Source organism: Terrabacter sp. NPDC080008 (assembly GCF_040702505.1).
Lineage (GTDB): Bacteria > Actinomycetota > Actinomycetes > Actinomycetales > Dermatophilaceae > Terrabacter.
This window is the reverse complement of sequence record NZ_JBFBLC010000008.1, coordinates 116,507-132,366: the sequence shown is the minus strand read 5'-3', so window position 1 is coordinate 132,366 and position 15,860 is coordinate 116,507. Positions and strand designations below refer to the sequence as shown.

12 protein-coding genes are annotated in these 15,860 nt (G+C 73.3%); 6 read left to right on the top strand and 6 right to left on the bottom strand.

Going from position 1 to position 15,860, the window contains the following annotated elements:
* Window positions 1–127: 127 nt before the first annotated feature.
* Both paaI and AB0316_RS19595 read right to left on the bottom strand, forming a co-directional pair.
* Complete coding sequence (gene paaI / locus AB0316_RS19600) at window positions 128–550, bottom strand: hydroxyphenylacetyl-CoA thioesterase PaaI (RefSeq protein ID WP_366274840.1); 423 nt, start codon at window positions 548–550, stop codon at window positions 128–130.
* Complete coding sequence (locus tag AB0316_RS19595) at window positions 547–1,815, bottom strand: 3-hydroxyacyl-CoA dehydrogenase NAD-binding domain-containing protein (RefSeq protein ID WP_366274838.1); 1,269 nt, start codon at window positions 1,813–1,815, stop codon at window positions 547–549. The genes paaI and AB0316_RS19595 overlap by 4 nt, the downstream gene beginning before the upstream one ends.
* 106 nt (window positions 1,816–1,921) lie before the next feature.
* Between AB0316_RS19595 and paaN the strand changes: the two genes are divergently transcribed.
* Both paaN and AB0316_RS19585 read left to right on the top strand, forming a co-directional pair.
* Complete coding sequence (gene paaN, locus AB0316_RS19590; RefSeq protein WP_366274836.1) at window positions 1,922–3,646, top strand: phenylacetic acid degradation protein PaaN; 1,725 nt, start codon at window positions 1,922–1,924, stop codon at window positions 3,644–3,646.
* 8 nt (window positions 3,647–3,654) lie between these two features.
* Window positions 3,655–4,977 carry an MFS transporter gene (locus AB0316_RS19585; protein ID WP_366274835.1) on the top strand — a complete coding sequence of 441 codons (1,323 nt, stop codon included), beginning with the start codon at window positions 3,655–3,657 and terminating at the stop codon, window positions 4,975–4,977.
* Between the two features lie 140 nt (window positions 4,978–5,117).
* Here AB0316_RS19585 and AB0316_RS19580 read toward each other — a convergent pair whose 3' ends face one another.
* The 4 genes from AB0316_RS19580 to AB0316_RS19565 form a co-directional block, all read right to left on the bottom strand.
* Window positions 5,118–8,111, bottom strand: coding sequence for an SMC family ATPase (locus AB0316_RS19580; RefSeq protein ID WP_366274833.1), 2,994 nt, complete (start codon window positions 8,109–8,111; stop codon window positions 5,118–5,120).
* 1 nt (window position 8,112) lies between these two features.
* Window positions 8,113–9,309, bottom strand: coding sequence for an exonuclease SbcCD subunit D (locus AB0316_RS19575; protein WP_366274831.1), 1,197 nt, complete (start codon window positions 9,307–9,309; stop codon window positions 8,113–8,115).
* Window positions 9,310–9,417: 108 nt separating this feature from the next.
* A complete protein-coding gene (locus AB0316_RS19570) occupies window positions 9,418–9,795 on the bottom strand; it encodes a phage holin family protein (RefSeq protein ID WP_366274830.1) in 378 nt (125 codons plus the stop codon).
* A gap of 3 nt (window positions 9,796–9,798) precedes the next feature.
* A complete protein-coding gene (locus tag AB0316_RS19565; protein ID WP_366274828.1) occupies window positions 9,799–10,887 on the bottom strand; it encodes an ATP-dependent 6-phosphofructokinase in 1,089 nt (362 codons plus the stop codon).
* A 146-nt stretch (window positions 10,888–11,033) separates the two neighbouring features.
* Between AB0316_RS19565 and hisC the strand changes: the two genes are divergently transcribed.
* The 4 genes from hisC to AB0316_RS19545 all read left to right on the top strand — a co-directional run bounded on the left by hisC (window position 11,034) and on the right by AB0316_RS19545 (window position 15,694).
* Window positions 11,034–12,212 (top strand): histidinol-phosphate transaminase, encoded by a 1,179-nt coding sequence (gene hisC / locus AB0316_RS19560; protein ID WP_366274826.1) that lies wholly within the window; start codon window positions 11,034–11,036, stop codon window positions 12,210–12,212.
* A gap of 46 nt (window positions 12,213–12,258) precedes the next feature.
* Window positions 12,259–13,701 (top strand): hypothetical protein, encoded by a 1,443-nt coding sequence (locus tag AB0316_RS19555; RefSeq protein WP_366274825.1) that lies wholly within the window; start codon window positions 12,259–12,261, stop codon window positions 13,699–13,701.
* A gap of 59 nt (window positions 13,702–13,760) precedes the next feature.
* Window positions 13,761–14,171, top strand: a complete 411-nt coding sequence (locus AB0316_RS19550; protein ID WP_366274823.1) for a glyoxalase superfamily protein — start codon at window positions 13,761–13,763, stop codon at window positions 14,169–14,171.
* Between the two features lie 107 nt (window positions 14,172–14,278).
* Window positions 14,279–15,694 (top strand): AAA family ATPase, encoded by a 1,416-nt coding sequence (locus tag AB0316_RS19545; RefSeq protein ID WP_366274822.1) that lies wholly within the window; start codon window positions 14,279–14,281, stop codon window positions 15,692–15,694.
* Window positions 15,695–15,860: the final 166 nt, after the last annotated feature.

Sequence of the window (15,860 nt, the reverse complement as noted above, 5' to 3'; positions counted from 1 at the left end):
CGTCTGGCCCCTCCTGAACCGTCGAGAGGCCACGTCTGGCCCCTCGTTCGACGGGTCGGAGTGGGCCGTTCGTGGCCCTTCGACTGCGGGCCGTGGGCCGTTCGTGGCCTTTCGACGGTGGGGATGGTCAGGCGCGCGGGGCGGCCAGCGTGCGGCTGCGGCCGCGGAACTCGGCGATGATCTGGCCGTCCGACTCCCGCTTGACCGTGACGTCGGTGATGCCGCTGCGGCCGAACGCCGAACGGACGTGTCCCTCGGCCACGAGCACGTCACCGAGCCGACCGGGCGCGGTGAAGGAGATGTCGGCCCCGGCCGCCACCGTGAGCCGCCCCCGCGAGTTGCAGGCGAGCGCGAAGCACGAGTCGGCCAGGGTGAAGATGTAGCCGCCGTGGCAGATGGCGTGGCCGTTGACCATGTCCTCTCGGATGGCCATCCGCACGACGGCGTGGTCCTGCTCGACGACGACCGCCTCCATGCCGAGCCGGCGCGAGGCCTCGTCGTCGGCCCACATCTGCTGCGCGAACGCGACGCCCTCGTCCGCCTGGCTCACGCCAGGCTCCCGTCGGTCAGCGCCGGGCTCGGTCGGTAGCGGCCGCCCGGGTAGGCCCGGTCCAGCTCGGCGATCCAGCTCGCCACGACGTCGAGGCCGAGCTCGCGGCCCCACTCGATCGGTCCCTTGGGGTAGCGGGTGCCGAGGCGCATTGCGGTGTCGACGTCGTCGGCGCTCGCCTCCCCACGCGCCACGAGGTCGACCGCCTCGTTGACGAGCATGGCGAGCGTGCGAGCCAGCGGGTCGGTGGCGACCGGGCCCCCGACGAGTCGCCCCGCCAGCTCGATGTCGGGCTCGCCGCCCTCCACCGACCCGTCGGCGGCATACGCGTAGACGCCCCGCCCGGACTTGCGGCCGAGGCGGCCGGCGGCGACCAGCTCGCGCTGGAAGGCCGTCGGCGCATACCGCTCGTCCCGGCCGGTCTGCTCCCACACCGACGTGCCGACGGCGAGGTTGACGTCCTGGCCGATGAAGTCGGTCAGCTCGAGCGGCCCCATCGGGAAGCCCCCGCGCTCGCGCAGGATCCAGTCGACGGTCGCTGCGTCGGCGATGCCGGCCTCGACGACGCGCTGCGCCTCGCCGTAGAACGGCCGGGCCACCCGGTTGACGATGAAGCCGGGCGTCGAGCTGCACCGCACCGGCGTCTTGCCCCACGCGGCGACCAGCGCGGCGGCGTGCTCGACGTACGCCGGGGCGGTGCGCTCGCCGTGGACCACCTCGACGAGAGCCATGACCGGCGGCGGGTTGAAGAAGTGCAGCCCCAGCACCCGCTCGGGGTCGGACACGTCGGCGGCGATGTCGTCGATGTCGATGCTCGAGGTGTTCGTCGCGAGCACCGTCGTCGCGGGCTGCCGGTCCGCCAGCTCGGCGAAGATCCGGCGCTTGAGTTCGAGCTCCTCGGGCACCGCCTCGATGACGAGCCCGCAGTTGGGCAGGTCCTCCAGCGACTCGGCCGGCGTGATCCGGGCGAGCACTGCGGCGGCGTCGTCGGCCCGCATCCGGCCCTTGTCGGCCAGACGCGTGAGGGCCGCGCCGATCTTCTCGACCGCGCCACCGGACGCACCCGGCACCACGTCCACGAGCACCACCTCGTGCCCGGCGGCCGCCGCGACCTGCGCGATGCCGGCCCCCATGGCTCCGGCGCCGATGACGCCGACGGGTCCGAAGGCCGACGCGGCCCTCATCGCCTCGTCGTGCCGGGCGGCGTCCTCGTCCGTGCGCTCCGCGGCCCCTGACCGGCCGGGTTCCCTGGCGTCCGTGTCCATGCCCGCCATCCTGCCTGCTGCGGTGCCCCGGCGGGTGCGCGGGGCGCTCCGGGAGCCCGCCTGCCGGCATACGCCGGTGGTGTCGTGCGGGGCTTAGCATCGTCGCGTGACTGCACCGGCAACGACGCCCACCCACCCCCTGCTCGACGCGCACGCGGGAGTCCTCGACGAGATCCGTCAGGCGCTGGCGAGCCGCTCCTGGTACTCCCGCTACCCCGAGTCGCCGAGCCCCCGCGTCTACGGCGAGAGCGCCGCCGCCGAGGGGCTGAAGGCGCACGAGGCGCATCTTGGGAGGGCGTATGCCGCCTTGTCGGGCCAGCCGACCGACGGCACCTTCGTCGGGAGCGAGGTCTCGCCCTACGGTCCCGAGCTCGGTGTCACGTATCCCGCGTTCGACCTCGACGCCGGCCTCGCGGCCGCGCGTGCTGCCATGCCGGCCTGGCGTGACGCCGGTCCCCAGGTGCGCGCCGCGGTCTGCGTGGAGATCGTCGACCGGATCAATGGGCGCAGCTTCGAGATGGCCAACGCCGTCATGCACACCTCGGGGCAGCCGTTCGTCATGTCGTTCCAGGCCGGTGGCCCGCACGCCCAGGACCGGGCGATCGAGGCGATCGCCGCCGGGCTCGTCGAGCAGGAGCGCGTGCCGGCGTCGGTGGTCTGGGAGAAGCCGGGACGGGACCGCGAAGGCAACCCGGCGCCGACACGGATGCAGAAGGACTACCGCATCGTCCCGCGCGGCGTGGCCCTCGTCATCGGGTGCAACACGTTCCCGACGTGGAACGCCTACCCCGGCATCTTCGCCTCGCTCGTCACGGGCAACGCGGTCGTCGTCAAGCCGCACCCGCGCGCGGTGCTGCCGCTGGCGATCTCGGTCGAGGTCGCCCGCGAGGTGCTCGCCGAGGCCGGCTTCGATCCGGCCCTCGTGCAGCTGGCGGCGGAGGCCGACGGCCAGGGCCTGGCCAAGACGCTCGCCGAACGCGACGAGGTCGCGATCATCGACTACACCGGCGGCCCGGCCTTCGGCGCCTGGCTCGAGGAGTCGGCGGCCGCCCACGGCAAACTCGTCTACACCGAGAAGGCCGGCCTCAACTCGATTGTGATCGACTCGACCGACGACCTCAAGGGCATGCTCGGCAACCTCGCCTTCAGCCTCACCCTCTACTCCGGCCAGATGTGCACGGCCCCGCAGAACCTCTACGTCCCCGAGGGCGGCGTCGACACCAACGAGGGGCACCTGTCCTTTGACGAGTTCGGCGACCGGCTCGCGGCCGCCGTGGGGCGGCTCACCGGCGACGACGCCAAGGCGGTGGAGCTGCTCGGTGCCACGGTCAACGACCAGGTGCGCGGCAACGCCGACTCGCTCGCGTCGATCGCCGAGGACTCCGGCGGCCGCGTGGTGCTCGAGTCACGCCGCGTCACGCACCCGACCTGGGCCGACGCCGTCGTGCGTGCGCCGGGCCTCGTGGCCGTCGACGTCGCCCGCGAGGACGTCTACACCCAGGAGTGCTTCGGTCCGGTCGGCTTCCTCATTCGGACCGCCTCGACCGAGCAGTCGCTGGCGCAGCTCGCCGACACGGTGTGTGAGCACGGCGCCATGACGGCCGCCGTCTACTCGACGAGCGAGGCCGTGCTCGACGCGGCCCGGGAGGCGGCCGCCGAGGGCGGGGTCGCGCTGTCCGAGAACCTCACCGGTCAGGTCTTCGTCAACCAGACGGCTGCCTTCTCGGACTTCCACGGCACCGGCGCCAACCCGGCCGCCAACGCCGCGTACACCGACGCTGCCTTCGTCGCGAACCGGTTCCGCGTCATCACCGCCCGCCGCCACGTGTGAGCGGTGGGATGGTCGCGGCCCCCGAGACGCTGGACCGGGCGGCCTTGCAGTGCAAGGTCGTCCGGTCGCTGGTCTTCTCGCAGATCCTCGGCGGCGTGGGGATGGCGAGCGGCATCGCCGTCGGTGCCCTGCTCGCCGAGGACCTCAGCGGCACCGAGGCGCTCGCCGGCCTGGGCACGACCTCGCAGGTGCTCGGCGCCGCGCTGCTGACGATCCCGGTCGCCCGCGCAACGGCGGCCCGGGGCCGCCGGGTCGGGCTGCGGCTCGGGCTCTCCATCGCCTTCGTCGGCGCGGCGCTCGTGCTCGCGGCAGCCGTGGTGCGCTCGTTCCCGCTCTTCGTGGTCGGGATGTTCCTCTTCGGCGGGGGCACGACCGCCAACAACCAGACGAGGTATGCCGCAGCCGACCTCGCGAGCCCGGCCCACCGTGGGCGTGACCTGTCGATCGTCGTCTGGGCGACCACGATCGGGTCGGTGGCCGGCCCGAACCTCGTCGGGCCGGGCAAGGCGCTGGCACACGCCGTCGGACTGCCCGAGCTGGTGGGGACCTTCGTCTTCTCACTCGTCGGCTTCGCCCTGGCGTGGGCGGTGGTGCACCGTCTGCTGCGGCCCGATCCGCTCCTGACGGCGCGGGCGCTGGAGGCTGCCGAGCACGAGCCGGCCAGAACCGCCTCCCTCACGGCGCAGACCGCAGAGGACGCGGCGGCCGCGGAGATTCTGGTGGACCACGACGGGTCGATGCGCCGCGGCCTGGCGGTCGTGCGTGCGAACCCGCGTGCGTTCCAGGCCATGGTCGTCATGGCCCTGGGGCACCTCGTCATGGTCAGCGTCATGGTGATGACCCCGATCCACATGCAGCACGGCCACGCGGAGCTCGAGGTCATCGGCTTCGTCATCTCGATGCACATCCTCGGCATGTACGCGCTGTCACCGCTCGTGGGTGCCGCCGTCGACCGGTGGGGGCCGGCGCCCGTCGCCGTCTCGGGCGGGGTGGTGCTGACGCTAGCTGCGCTGCTCGCCTCCCGGTCGCAGGAGGGCTGGTCCGGCCTGCTCCTCGTGGCCCTCTTCCTGCTCGGCGTCGGGTGGTCGTGCACGCTCGTGTCGGGTTCGACGCTGCTCACCTCGTCCGTGACGACGCAGGAGCGGCCGGCGACGCAGGGCCTGGCGGACGTGCTGATGGGACTCGCCGGTGCGGCCGGTGGTGTCGTGGCCGGGGTCGTCATCGGGTCACTCGGCTACTCGGCCCTCGCCACCGGGGCAGCCGTCGTCGGGGTGGTCGTCCTCGTCGTGGGAGCAGCCCGGACCAGGAACGCGGAGGCCCTCGTCAGCTGAACAGCGGCCACGCTTGGCCTCTCGACGGCTGGGGAGGGCCAGACCAGGCCTCTCGACCCTTGAGGAGGGGCCAGACGTGGCCTCTCGACGGGTGGGGAGTGGCCAGACGTGGCCTCTCGACGGTGAAAGAACGCGCGAGGTCAGGCGGTGATGCGCAGGGTGCTGGTGCGGTCGGGCTTGACGACGACCTCGATGCGGTCGGCGACGCGCGACTTCAGCTCGCTGACGTGGCTGACGATGCCGACGGTGCGTCCACCCTCGCGCAGGCCCTCGAGCGTGTGCATGACGTCGTCGAGCACGTCGGGGTCGAGCGTGCCGAAGCCTTCGTCGACGAAGAGCGTGCCGAGGTCGACGCCACCGGACTCCGCTCGCACCACTTCGGCCAGGGCCAGGGCGAGGGACAGCGAGACGTAGAAGGTCTCGCCGCCGGAGAGCGTGCCGACCTCACGGACCTGGTTGGTGTGCATGTCGTGGACCCGCACGCCGAGCCCCGACTTGGCGTTGCCTTTCTTGGCGTCGGTGTGCTCGAGCGTGTAGCGGCCGCCCGAGAAGCGGGCGAGCTCGGTGTTGGCGGCCGAGAGCACCTCGGTGAAGCGGCGGATGAGGACGTACTTGGCCAGGTCGAGGTTGAGCTGGTTGTCGCCGTTGCCCGCGACGAGCTGACCGACACGGACGGCGTCGGCGGTCTCGGTGATGACGGCGGCGTTGCGGGCCAGGGCCTCGCGGATGTCGGCCACCCGGCGCTTGGCGCGTGCCACCTGGTCGCGCAGGCTCCCGTGCTCGTTGCTCGCCGCCTCCATGTCCTTCTTCGCCCCGGCGGCGAGCGCCTCGAGCTGGTCGATGTCGTCGAAGAGGGCGTCGAGCTGCACGTCGGCGAGCTCGGGACCGGTGAGACCGGCGCGCACCTGGGTGCAGGCGCGTTCGAACTCGGCGATCTCGTGCGTCCGGGCGCTGATCCACTCGCTGCCGCGGTTGGCCGCCATCCACTCCTCGACGTCGGCGAAGCCGAACTGGGCGAGGTCGGCGTCTCGGGCGGCGGTGTCCTCGGCGACGGCTGCCGCGGCGACGTCACGCTGGGCCAGTGCCTCGACGAGGTCGTCGATGCGGGCGGCCGCGGTGACCAGCACGTCGCGGCGGCCGGCGACGCTCGGGTGCCCGTCGCGGGCCTGCTCGACGACCTGGGTCTCCTCGGTGATGCGGGCCTGGAGGTCGGCGACCGCCTGCTCGGCGCGGGCGAGGTCGGCGCCGAGCCGGCCGGCCTCGGCGCCGAGGGCCTCGACGCGCGCGCGGAGCTCGGTGACGCGCCTGGCCCCGGCCTCCGCATCGGACCGAGCTTGCACGGACTCGGCGAGGTCGCGAGCCGCGGCCTCGGCCCGGGCCCGGGCCGCCGTGACGTCGAGCCCGTCGCAGCGTGCGGCCAGCTCGCGCACCTCCGAGCGCAGCGCGCCGAGCTCGTCGGTGGCGCGTGCGGCCCGGTCGCGCAGCCCGGCGAGCCGCGACTCCTCGGCCTCGATCTGCTCGGGGGTGACGGCGTCGAGGGTCGGGCGTGCCGGGGCGGGATGCTCGACGGAGCCGCAGACCGGGCACGGGTCGCCGTCGGCGAGGGAGAGGCCGAGCTCGCCGGCGATGCCCTCGATGCGGGCGCGCCGCAGCGCCCCGAGCGCGGTCTCGGCCGTGGCCACCGCCGTGAGTGCTTCGGACGTGGCTGCTTCCGCAGCCGGCAACCGGGCTGCAGCGGCCTCGTGCGCCACAGCGGCCTCGAGCCGGTCTCGCGCGCGCTCGCCCTCGGCCGCGCGTCCGTCGAGGAGGGCAGCCGCGCGGCGGGCCTCCGTCAGGGCCGTCTCGTGGGCCGCGATCGTCTCGGGGAGGCTGTCCAGCTCGGTGGCGACGGCAGCCGCCGACCGTCGGGTGCCGTCGTGCTGTTCGCGCAGTCGGGCCAGCTGGGCGACGCGGCCGGGAAGCGCGTCCTCGAGCGCAATGGCCCCGGTGAGGGAGCCGACGACCTCACGGGCCTGGGCTGCCGCCTCGCGCAGGGCCGCCGGGCCGCGGTCGCGGAGCGCCGGGTCGACGAGCTCGAGGGCGCGGCGCAGCCTCGACTCGGCAGCGCGCAGGTGCCCCTCGGACTGGGCCAGGGTGCGCACCGCTCCGGCGACCGGCTGCGCCTGGTTGGCGCGCTCGACCTCGGCGCGCAGCTCGGCGAAGCGCACCGCCTGCTTGCCGAGGTCGTGCTCCTGCTGCTGCAGCTGCCGCAGGCGCTCCCGGCGCTGCATGCGCAGGCGGGCGTCGCCGACCATGTCGGCCATCTGCTTGTGCGTCTCGATGGCCTCGCGGCTCGCCTTGCGGGCGTGCCGCTCGCGGGTGGTGAGCTCGTCGACGACCTGGGCCAGCTCTGCCTCGAGCGCCTCGGGCGCGGTGCGGCTCAGGCTCTCGAGGGCATCCCGGCGCCCGTCGTCGAGCCCGGCGGACACGGCGAGCGCGTGCACCGCGAGCCGGATCTCGTCGACGGCGGACTGCCGCCGGGCCTGCGCCGCACGCCCGGCCTCGACGACCTGCTCCTGGACCCGGCGGAAGAAGGCGGTGCCGAAGACCTTCTCGAGCAGCTTGCCCTTGTCCTCGGACCGGGCCCGCAGGAAGGTCGCGAACTCGCCCTGCGGCAGGATCACCGTCTGGACGAACTGGTCGCGGGTCAGGCCGACCGCGCGAGTGATCTCGTCGTCGCAGTCGCCGATGTTGGTCGAGAGCAGCTCGCCACCCTCGAGGTCGTCGGGGGTCTGCAGGCGCCACAGCTTGATCGTGGGCTGCTGCACGGTGGTGCCGGCCCCGCGCGACTTCGGTCGCTCGAAGCGAGGGGTGCGCTGCACGCGGTAGATGCCCGACTGGGTCTCGAAGACGAGGACGACGACGGGCACGGTGCGCGGGTCGGCGTGGTGGGAGTGGATGCGCTCGACGTCGGCCGAGGCCTGCGCGACCTTGCCGTAGAGGGCGAAGGTGATCGCGTCGATGATGGTCGACTTGCCGGCCCCGGTGGGGCCCTCGAGCAGGAAGAGGCCGGTGCGCCCGACGGTGGTGAAGTCGATGACCTCGGTGCCGGCATACGGCCCGATCGCCGTCATGGACAGGTGGTGCAGCTGCACGTCAGCCCACCTCCTGCGCCTCGGCGAGGTGCTGCGCCCTGACCGCCGCCTCGTAGCCGGCCTCGAAGACGTCGATCTCGCCCGTGCTGGCCTCGGTCTTGGTGACGTAGGCGACGAAGTGCGACCCCAGCTCGCGCGCGTCGCGCTCACTGACGGCCGTGGTGCCAGACCGGCTGCGCTCGATGGCTCCCTCGGGCTCGTGGAAGACCTGCAGCGCGTGGGGGAAGCGGGACTTCAAGCGGTCCATCAGGGAGTCGGGGCGCACCCGGTCGGTGACCGTGACCCGCACCCAGGACTGCTCGGCGGCCGTGAACTCGGCCGACTCGAGCAGGTCGTCGAGCCGACCGCGCAAGGTGGCCATGGGGCGCGGCTGAGCGACCTCGACCGGGGTCACCCGAGCCGGCCCGGAGGCGTCGAGGTCGACGAGCAGCACCACCTTCTGCTGCTCCTGCTCGGAGAAGGAGTAGCGCAGCGGCGAGCCGGAGTAGCGCACGACCGAGCCGGGCGCCGACTCCGGCGCCTGCGGCCCGTGGAGGTGCCCGAGCGCGGCGTAGTCGATGCCGGCGAACACCGTGCCGGCCACCCGGTCGACGCCGCCGACCATGATCGACCGCTCGGAGTCGCTCGGCTCGGCGCCGGCGACGAAGGCGTGGGCCAGGACCACCGAGCGCACGCCGGGGCGCTCCGCGAGGTCGGCCCGGATGCGCTCGCACGCCGCGCCGACCACGGCCTGGTGCGAGCGGGGCAGGGGCGCGCCGCCGCCGGCCAGCGCAACTCGCGCATGGTCGGGGTCGAGGTAGGGGATGCCGTAGACGGCCGCCTGAACGCCGTCACTGCCCTCGAGGAGCAGGGGCAGGTCGAGCTGGCCGAGGTCGGTGACCATGCGGATGGTGTCGCGGAAGAGGCCGGCGCCGTAGCCGAGGCGGATCGCCGAGTCGTGGTTGCCCGAGGTCACCACGACCGTCGTGACCGCGGAGAGCCGCGAGAGCGTCCACTCGAACAGCTGCACCGACTCGACCGGCGGGACGCCCCGGTCGTAGACGTCGCCGGCCACCAGCACGGCGTCGACCGGCACCCCGTCCGGCGGGTCCTCGACGAGCTCGCAGATGCGCTCCAGGACAGCCGTCTGCGCCTCGTGGAGGTTCACGCCGTGGAGCGTGCGCCCGAGGTGCCAGTCGGAGGTGTGGAGCAACCGCATGCCACGACGGTAGGACCCGCCGCCGACAGCGCCGAAGCCGACACCCCGAGAAGCATTGAGCCCGCCCTCCGTGCGGAAGGCGGGCTCACGGCATACGACAGTGACGGCTCAGTCGGTCTTGATGAAGCTCAGCAGCATCGAGACGAACGTGATGATCAGGGCGCCGAAGATCGCGTCCCAGAAGAAGTGCTGCACGTGGAAGGCGAGGTCGAACTTGCCGGACAGCCACGAGGTCAGCTGGAGCACCAGCGCGTTGACGATGAACACGAACAGGCCGAGCGTCAGGATGATCAGCGGCAGCGAGATCAGCTTGAGCAGCGGCTTGATGAACATGTTGAGGATGCCGAAGATCAGCGCGACGATGATGACCGTCTCGACGACCTTGGCGGTCGAGCCGCCCCCGAAGGTGATGCCCGGGATGGCCCACGCGGCCACCCACAGGGCGACGGCGTTGATGACCGTCTGCAACGCGAAGTTGATGAGCATGTGTCAGTGTTCCACGCGCGCCCGCGAATCCGCCGGAAGGCCGGGGTGCTCGTCGCCGGGGATCCGCGGCTGGAACATGTCGTTGAGGCGCAGCAGGTCCGGCTCGACGGTCTTGAGCGAGCTGATCGCGTCGCCGATGGCCACGCGCTCGATGCGACCGCGCTGCAGCGCGACCATCTGGCCCCACGCGCCGTCGAGCGCCGCCTCGACGGCGGCGACACCGAAGCGTGTTCCGAGCACCCGGTCGAAGGCCACCGGCGAGCCGCCGCGCTGGATGTGACCGAGCGCCGTCATCCGGCTCTCGATGCCGGTGCGGCCCTGGATCTCGCGGGCCAGGAGCGAGCCGATGCCGCCGAGGATCTGGTGGCCGTACTTGTCGACCTCCGGCGCCGGGATCACGAAGCTGCCCGGCCGCGGCAGCGCCCCCTCCGCGACGACGACGATCGTGGCGAACCGGCCCTTCTTGTGCCGGTGCACGATCCGCTCGCACACCTCGTCGATGTCGAACGGGTCCTCGGGCACCAGCGTGATCGCGGCGCCGCCGGCCAGGCCCGACCAGGTGGCGATGTGCCCGACGTGGCGGCCCATGACCTCGACGACGAGGACCCGGTGGTGCGACTCGGCGGTCGTGTGGAGGCGGTCGATGGCGTCGGTGCAGATCTGCACGGCCGTCTGGAAACCGAAGGTCATCTCGGTCAGGGAGATGTCGTTGTCGATGGTCTTCGGCACGCCGACGACGGGGAAGCCGTTCTCGTGCAGGCGGTTCAGCACGCCCATGGAGCCCTCGCCGCCGATGCCGATGATGGCGTCCAGCCCGTGCCGGTCGTAGGCCTTGCGCACCCGCTTGAGCCCGTCCTCGTGCGCGAACGGCTGGTCGCGGCTCGTGCCGAGGATCGTGCCACCGAGGGGCAGGATCCCCCGGCACCGGTCGACGTCGAGGATCTCGTAGTCGTTGTCCATGACCCCGCGCCAGGCGTTGCGGAAGCCGATGACGGTGCTGTCGTAGGTGACCTCGGCGGCGCGGGTCGCGCCCCGGATGACGGCGTTGAGGCCGGGGCAGTCCCCGCCCCCGGTGAGGATGCCGATGCGCATGATCTGACTTTCGAGAGAGTGGGCAGGCCGAAGGTGTCGAGGCGGCACTGACGCGACGATGTGAGCCTAGCCACACGACACCCCTCCCGTCAGGGAAGTGTCCATGGGCCGGTACTGCGCGTGGACACTGCCTCTACAGTGCGGGTATGAGCGACACCGCCGACGCCACGACCCCCGACACGGACGACCTCCCCGACAGCGTGACCGAGAGCGCCACCCCCCGGGAGTCGTATGCCGTCCCGCGGGCCGGGGACGTCAAGGTGCGCCTGCGTGACGTGCTGGCGAAGATGCCCGACTACAAGCCGGGCAAGCCCGCGTCGGCACCCGCGGGCGTGACGGCATACAAGCTCTCCTCGAACGAGAACCCCTACGGGCCCCTGCCGTCGGTGCTCGCGGCGATCGAGGACTCCGCGGCGACGGTGAACCGCTACCCCGACATGGCGGTCACGGCGCTGACCGAGCGGCTCGCCAAGGCGCTCGACGTGCCGGCGGAGTGCATCGCGACCGGCACCGGCTCGGTGGCGGTGCTCGCGCAGATCGTCAACGCGGCCTGCGACGCGGGCGACGAGGTCGTCTTCGCCTGGCGCTCGTTCGAGGCCTACCCGATCGTCACCCAGCTCGCCGGCGCCGAGCCGGTCATGGTCGGTCTCGACGAGCAGGCCCGGCACCGTCTCGATGCGATGCTCGCCGCGATCACCGACCGCACCCGCGTCGTCCTCGTCTGCACGCCGAACAACCCGACCGGCCCGTGCGTCCACCAGGACGAGCTGGAGCGCTTCCTCGACCGCGTGCCCGAGGACGTCATCGTCGTCGTCGACGAGGCGTACGTCGAGTTCGTCCGCGACCCGCAGGCCGTCTGCGGGCTCGACGTGTGGCGCCACCGCCCGAACGTCGTCGTGCTGCGCACCTTCTCCAAGGCGTACGGCCTCGCGGGCCTGCGCGTCGGGTACGCCGTCGCGCACCCGCCCGTCGCCGCTGCCCTGCGCAAGACGGCGACGCCCTTCGGCGTGAACTCGGTCGCCCAGGTCGCGGCCATCGCCTCGCTCGACGCGTTCGACGAGCTCGAGGAGCGCGTCGAGACCCTTGTCGCCGAGCGCGACCGCGTCGTGCTGGCGCTCGCCGACCAGGGGTGGCGGCTGCCGCGCTCGGACGCGAACTTCGTGTGGTTCCCGCTGGGCGCTGACTCGACGGCGTTCTCGCAGGCCTGCGGCGAGGCGGGGCTGACGGTGCGGCAGTACGGCGAGGACGGCGTCCGCGTCACCATCGGCGAGGTCGAGGCCAACTCACGGCTCATCGAGGTGGCGGGGCGCTTCGGGCCCCGCTGACCGACACGACTGGTGCCGCGCGACGGTGCGCGGTGGGGGAGGACGCATGGCGCTGCAGCGTGAGCGGGTCCCGGCCGGCGCGGCCGCGCTGCTCGCCGTCCTCCTCGCGGTCCCGTCGGTGCTCGCGCCGACGTGGCACCTGACGACGCTCGACAGCCAGGGCGGGGTGGTCCTCTTCGACCAGCAGCTCTGGAGCTGGGGGCGCTCGCGCACACTGGGCGCCGGGGACGCCCTGGTGCAGGACCTGTGGGACCCCTTCGGGCTCGTCGTCCTCGTGTTGTTGTTGACGCTGGCTGCCGCGGCCGTCGTCGCCTGGCTGCTCGTGCGGGCCGCGTGGGTGCCGGTCGTCGCGCCGCTGGCGTGGGCCGCCCTGCTCGGGCACCTCGTCTCGTCGGCCGCCCAGCGCCACGGCCGGCCGGTCCGCGACGACGTGCACGGGCTGGCGGCCTCGGGCTCGACGACCCTCGCGGGGTGGCTCGAGTCCGTCGCCGCCCTGGCCGCGGTCGTCGCCGTCGCGCTCGCGGTGGTCTCGCTCATCGGCTTGCGTATGCCGTCCGCCTGGCTCGTGCGGGCTCGTTCCCTCCTGCGCCTCAGCGACCCGGACGCGGCCGTGCGGGTCGGTGCGCCGGGGCTGGGCCCGGTCGACGGCGTCCGTCCCTCGGCGTCGTGGCGACCACCGCCGGAAGGTGCTGCGGGCGAGCAACCGGCGCTGGAGCCGGTCCCGATGGGGTCGGAGCCCGCGGGCGAGTCGCTGCCGGCCGACGTGCCGCGGCGGGTGCGGGGGGCTGCGGCGGCGCTCGGTGCCGTCGGGGTGCTGCTGGCGGCGGCGACAGCCGTCTGGCCCACCGCCGTCATCGCGACGCGGGCGCCCGAGGTCGGTGACTTCACCAAGGGATACGAGCAGCGCATCTGGTCGTGGGGACGGCAGGCGGTCTACTCCTCCGAGGGACTTCGCCTCGACGCGTACGGCGGTCCGGATCCCTGGGGACGGCTGGTGCTGCTCGTCGCCGTGCTCGCCTGTGCCGCGGCGGGACTGGCGTGGTGGGTGGCGAGGTCCGGACGTCTCGGGCACGTGGTCGCCGCGGTCGGCACCGCCCTGGCGCTCGCGAGCGTCGGCGGTCCGCTCGTCGAGCGGCTCTCCTTCGACGAGCGCTCGATCGGGCTGTTGCCCGGGCTCGTTCGCTTCACGACGCCCGTCGGGTGGGTGGAGGTCGCCGCGGTCGTCGTCCTGGCACTGACCCTCGCGGTCGTCGTCGCGACGGCGCGGCCCGGCGTCGCAGCCGCTCTCGCCGGCCGGCTCTCCGCGGCGTCGGCACGGCTGCGCCGCGGCCGTCGGTCCTCGCCCGTGTCCACGCCAGCCACCGACGGCGTTCGCGGGCGGGGGACGACCCGGCCCATCGCGCGGCTGCAGGACACCGCGCGTGGCAGCACGACGCATACGACCTCGGTGGGCTTCAGCGACGACGAAGGGGAGCAGGGCTCCCGCTGAGGAAGGAGCGGGTGACGTGAACGGCCCCCGTCGTCGGTGCCCACGCCTAGGGTCTGGTCATGGAGATGAAGCTCGAGCTGGTGGCGGTGCCCGTGACCGATGTCGACCGGGCCAGGGACTTCTACGTCGAGAAGGTCGGTTTCACCCTCGACCACGACCACACGGTCAGTGACGAGATCCGGTTCGTGCAGCTCACGCCGCCCGGGTCCGCCTGCTCGATCGCCATCGGCAAGGGCCTGACGCAGGTGGTGCCCGGCGGTCTCGACAACCTCCAGATGGTCGTCGCCGACGCCGACGCGGCGCGCAGCGAGCTCCTCGGCCGAGGCGTCGACGCCTCGGAGGTCGAGGGCCTGCCGTGGGGGCGTTTCGTCCACTTCAGCGACCCCGACGGCAACCGCTGGGCCCTTCAGGAGCTCCCCGCCTGGTCCGCCCGGGGCCCCGGTGTCGACGACCCAGGAGCGCAAGCCTGAGACGCTGACCCGAGCGCGACCCGCGACTCGGGGGTCCAGCGGGGTGCGAGCGCTCGGGCCTGCGCGAGCGGGCGCCAGGTGTCGGGGGCGGGTCCTATGGTCGGCACATGCTCACCGCCGTCGCCGTGTCCGGCTACCGCTCGCTGCGCGACGTCGTCGTGCCGCTGCACGGCCTGGACGTCGTGACCGGTGCCAACGGCAGCGGCAAGTCGAGCCTCTACCGGTCGCTGCGGCTGCTCGCGGGGTGCGGTCGCGGTGACGTCGTCGGCACGCTGGCCCGTGAGGGCGGCCTCGAGTCGGCGCTGTGGGCCGGGCCGGCGACGCTCGGAGGAGCGCGCGACCGGGGGCACGCCGTGCAGGGCACCCGGCGCAAGGGCCCGATCAGCCTGCAGCTCGGCTTCGCGTCCGACGACTTCGGCTACCTCGTCGACCTGGGGCTGCCGCAGCAGGCGTCGGGCGGCGGCGAGGGCGCGGCCTCGGCGTTCCTGCGCGACCCCGAGATCAAGCGCGAGGTCGTGTGGTCCGGCCCGGTGATGCGCCCCGGCTCCGTACTGGTGCGCCGGCGCTGGAACGTCGTCGAGACCCGGTCGGGCTTCGAGGTCGACGACGGCTGGGACTCCGGCTGGGGCGACGACGATGACGGTGCCGAGTGGGAGTCCGACCCCGTCCAGGCAGCGGGCTCGCGCATTGGTGCACGGCCTGCCGCCTACCGCGACACCGGAGCCGCGGCCGCGGGCAGCGGCACGTCCGGCGGCCGCCGCTCCAGACCGGGCTGGACCGAGCTGACCCGCTCCCTGCGCCCGTGGGAGAGCATGCTCACCGAGCTGGCCGACCCGGAGCGGGCGCCCGAGCTGCTGCGCGTGCGCCGGATGATCCGCGGCTGGCGCTTCTACGACGGCTTCCGTGCCGATGCCGGCGCCCCCGCCCGGACCCCGCAGGTCGGCACACGGACTCCCGTCCTCGCGGACGACGGCCGCGACCTCGCCGCCGCCCTGCAGACGATCCGCGAGAACGGCCGGCCAGAGCTCGACCGTGCCGTCGCCGACGCCTTCGACGGCGCGATCCTCGACGTGACGGTCAAGGGCGGCCGCTTCGACGTGGCGCTGCACCAGCCGGGGATGCTCCGGCCCCTCAGCAGCGCAGAGCTGTCCGACGGGACCCTGCGCTACCTGCTCCTCGTCGCCGCGCTGCTGACCACCGACCCACCGCCGCTCATGGTGCTCAACGAGCCCGAGACCTCGCTGCACCCCGACCTGCTGGCGCCGCTGGCCCGGCTGATCCGCGCCGCCTCCGAGCACAGCCAGCTCCTCGTCGTCTCGCACTCGTCTGCCCTCGTCCGCGAGCTCGGAGTGGCGACCGGCGGCTCGGACGGCCTGGCCGACCTGGACGACGAGGACGAGCTGCCGACCGGTCTCGGCTCACCGGCACGCGGCATCACCCTGGTCAAGGACCTGGGCGAGACCAGGGTGCAGGGCCAGGGCCTGCTCAGCACGCCGCCGTGGAACTGGGGCGCCCGGCGCTGAGGGCGCGTGGGGACTCACCCGGGCACACGGCATACGCAAGCGGTCGACGCCCGGGAGGCGGCAGGAAGCCCGCGAAACGGCGCCGACCTGCACCGTCGTCCCGCATTGTGAGATTGGCAGGCCTCTCCGGTAAGTTCCGGTCCGAGGACCAAGCACGTGTCCGTCG

Coding starts and splice junctions, on each gene's coding strand:
- AB0316_RS19565 (WP_366274828.1), bottom strand. CDS start 10,887: ATGCGCATCGGCATCCTCACCGGGGGCGGGGACTGCCCCGGCCTCAAC.
- AB0316_RS19555 (WP_366274825.1), top strand. CDS start 12,259: ATGGCGCTGCAGCGTGAGCGGGTCCCGGCCGGCGCGGCCGCGCTGCTC.
- AB0316_RS19595 (WP_366274838.1), bottom strand. CDS start 1,815: ATGGACACGGACGCCAGGGAACCCGGCCGGTCAGGGGCCGCGGAGCGC.
- AB0316_RS19545 (WP_366274822.1), top strand. CDS start 14,279: ATGCTCACCGCCGTCGCCGTGTCCGGCTACCGCTCGCTGCGCGACGTC.
- AB0316_RS19550 (WP_366274823.1), top strand. CDS start 13,761: ATGGAGATGAAGCTCGAGCTGGTGGCGGTGCCCGTGACCGATGTCGAC.
- AB0316_RS19585 (WP_366274835.1), top strand. CDS start 3,655: ATGGTCGCGGCCCCCGAGACGCTGGACCGGGCGGCCTTGCAGTGCAAG.
- AB0316_RS19575 (WP_366274831.1), bottom strand. CDS start 9,309: ATGCGGTTGCTCCACACCTCCGACTGGCACCTCGGGCGCACGCTCCAC.
- AB0316_RS19570 (WP_366274830.1), bottom strand. CDS start 9,795: ATGCTCATCAACTTCGCGTTGCAGACGGTCATCAACGCCGTCGCCCTG.
- hisC (WP_366274826.1), top strand. CDS start 11,034: ATGAGCGACACCGCCGACGCCACGACCCCCGACACGGACGACCTCCCC.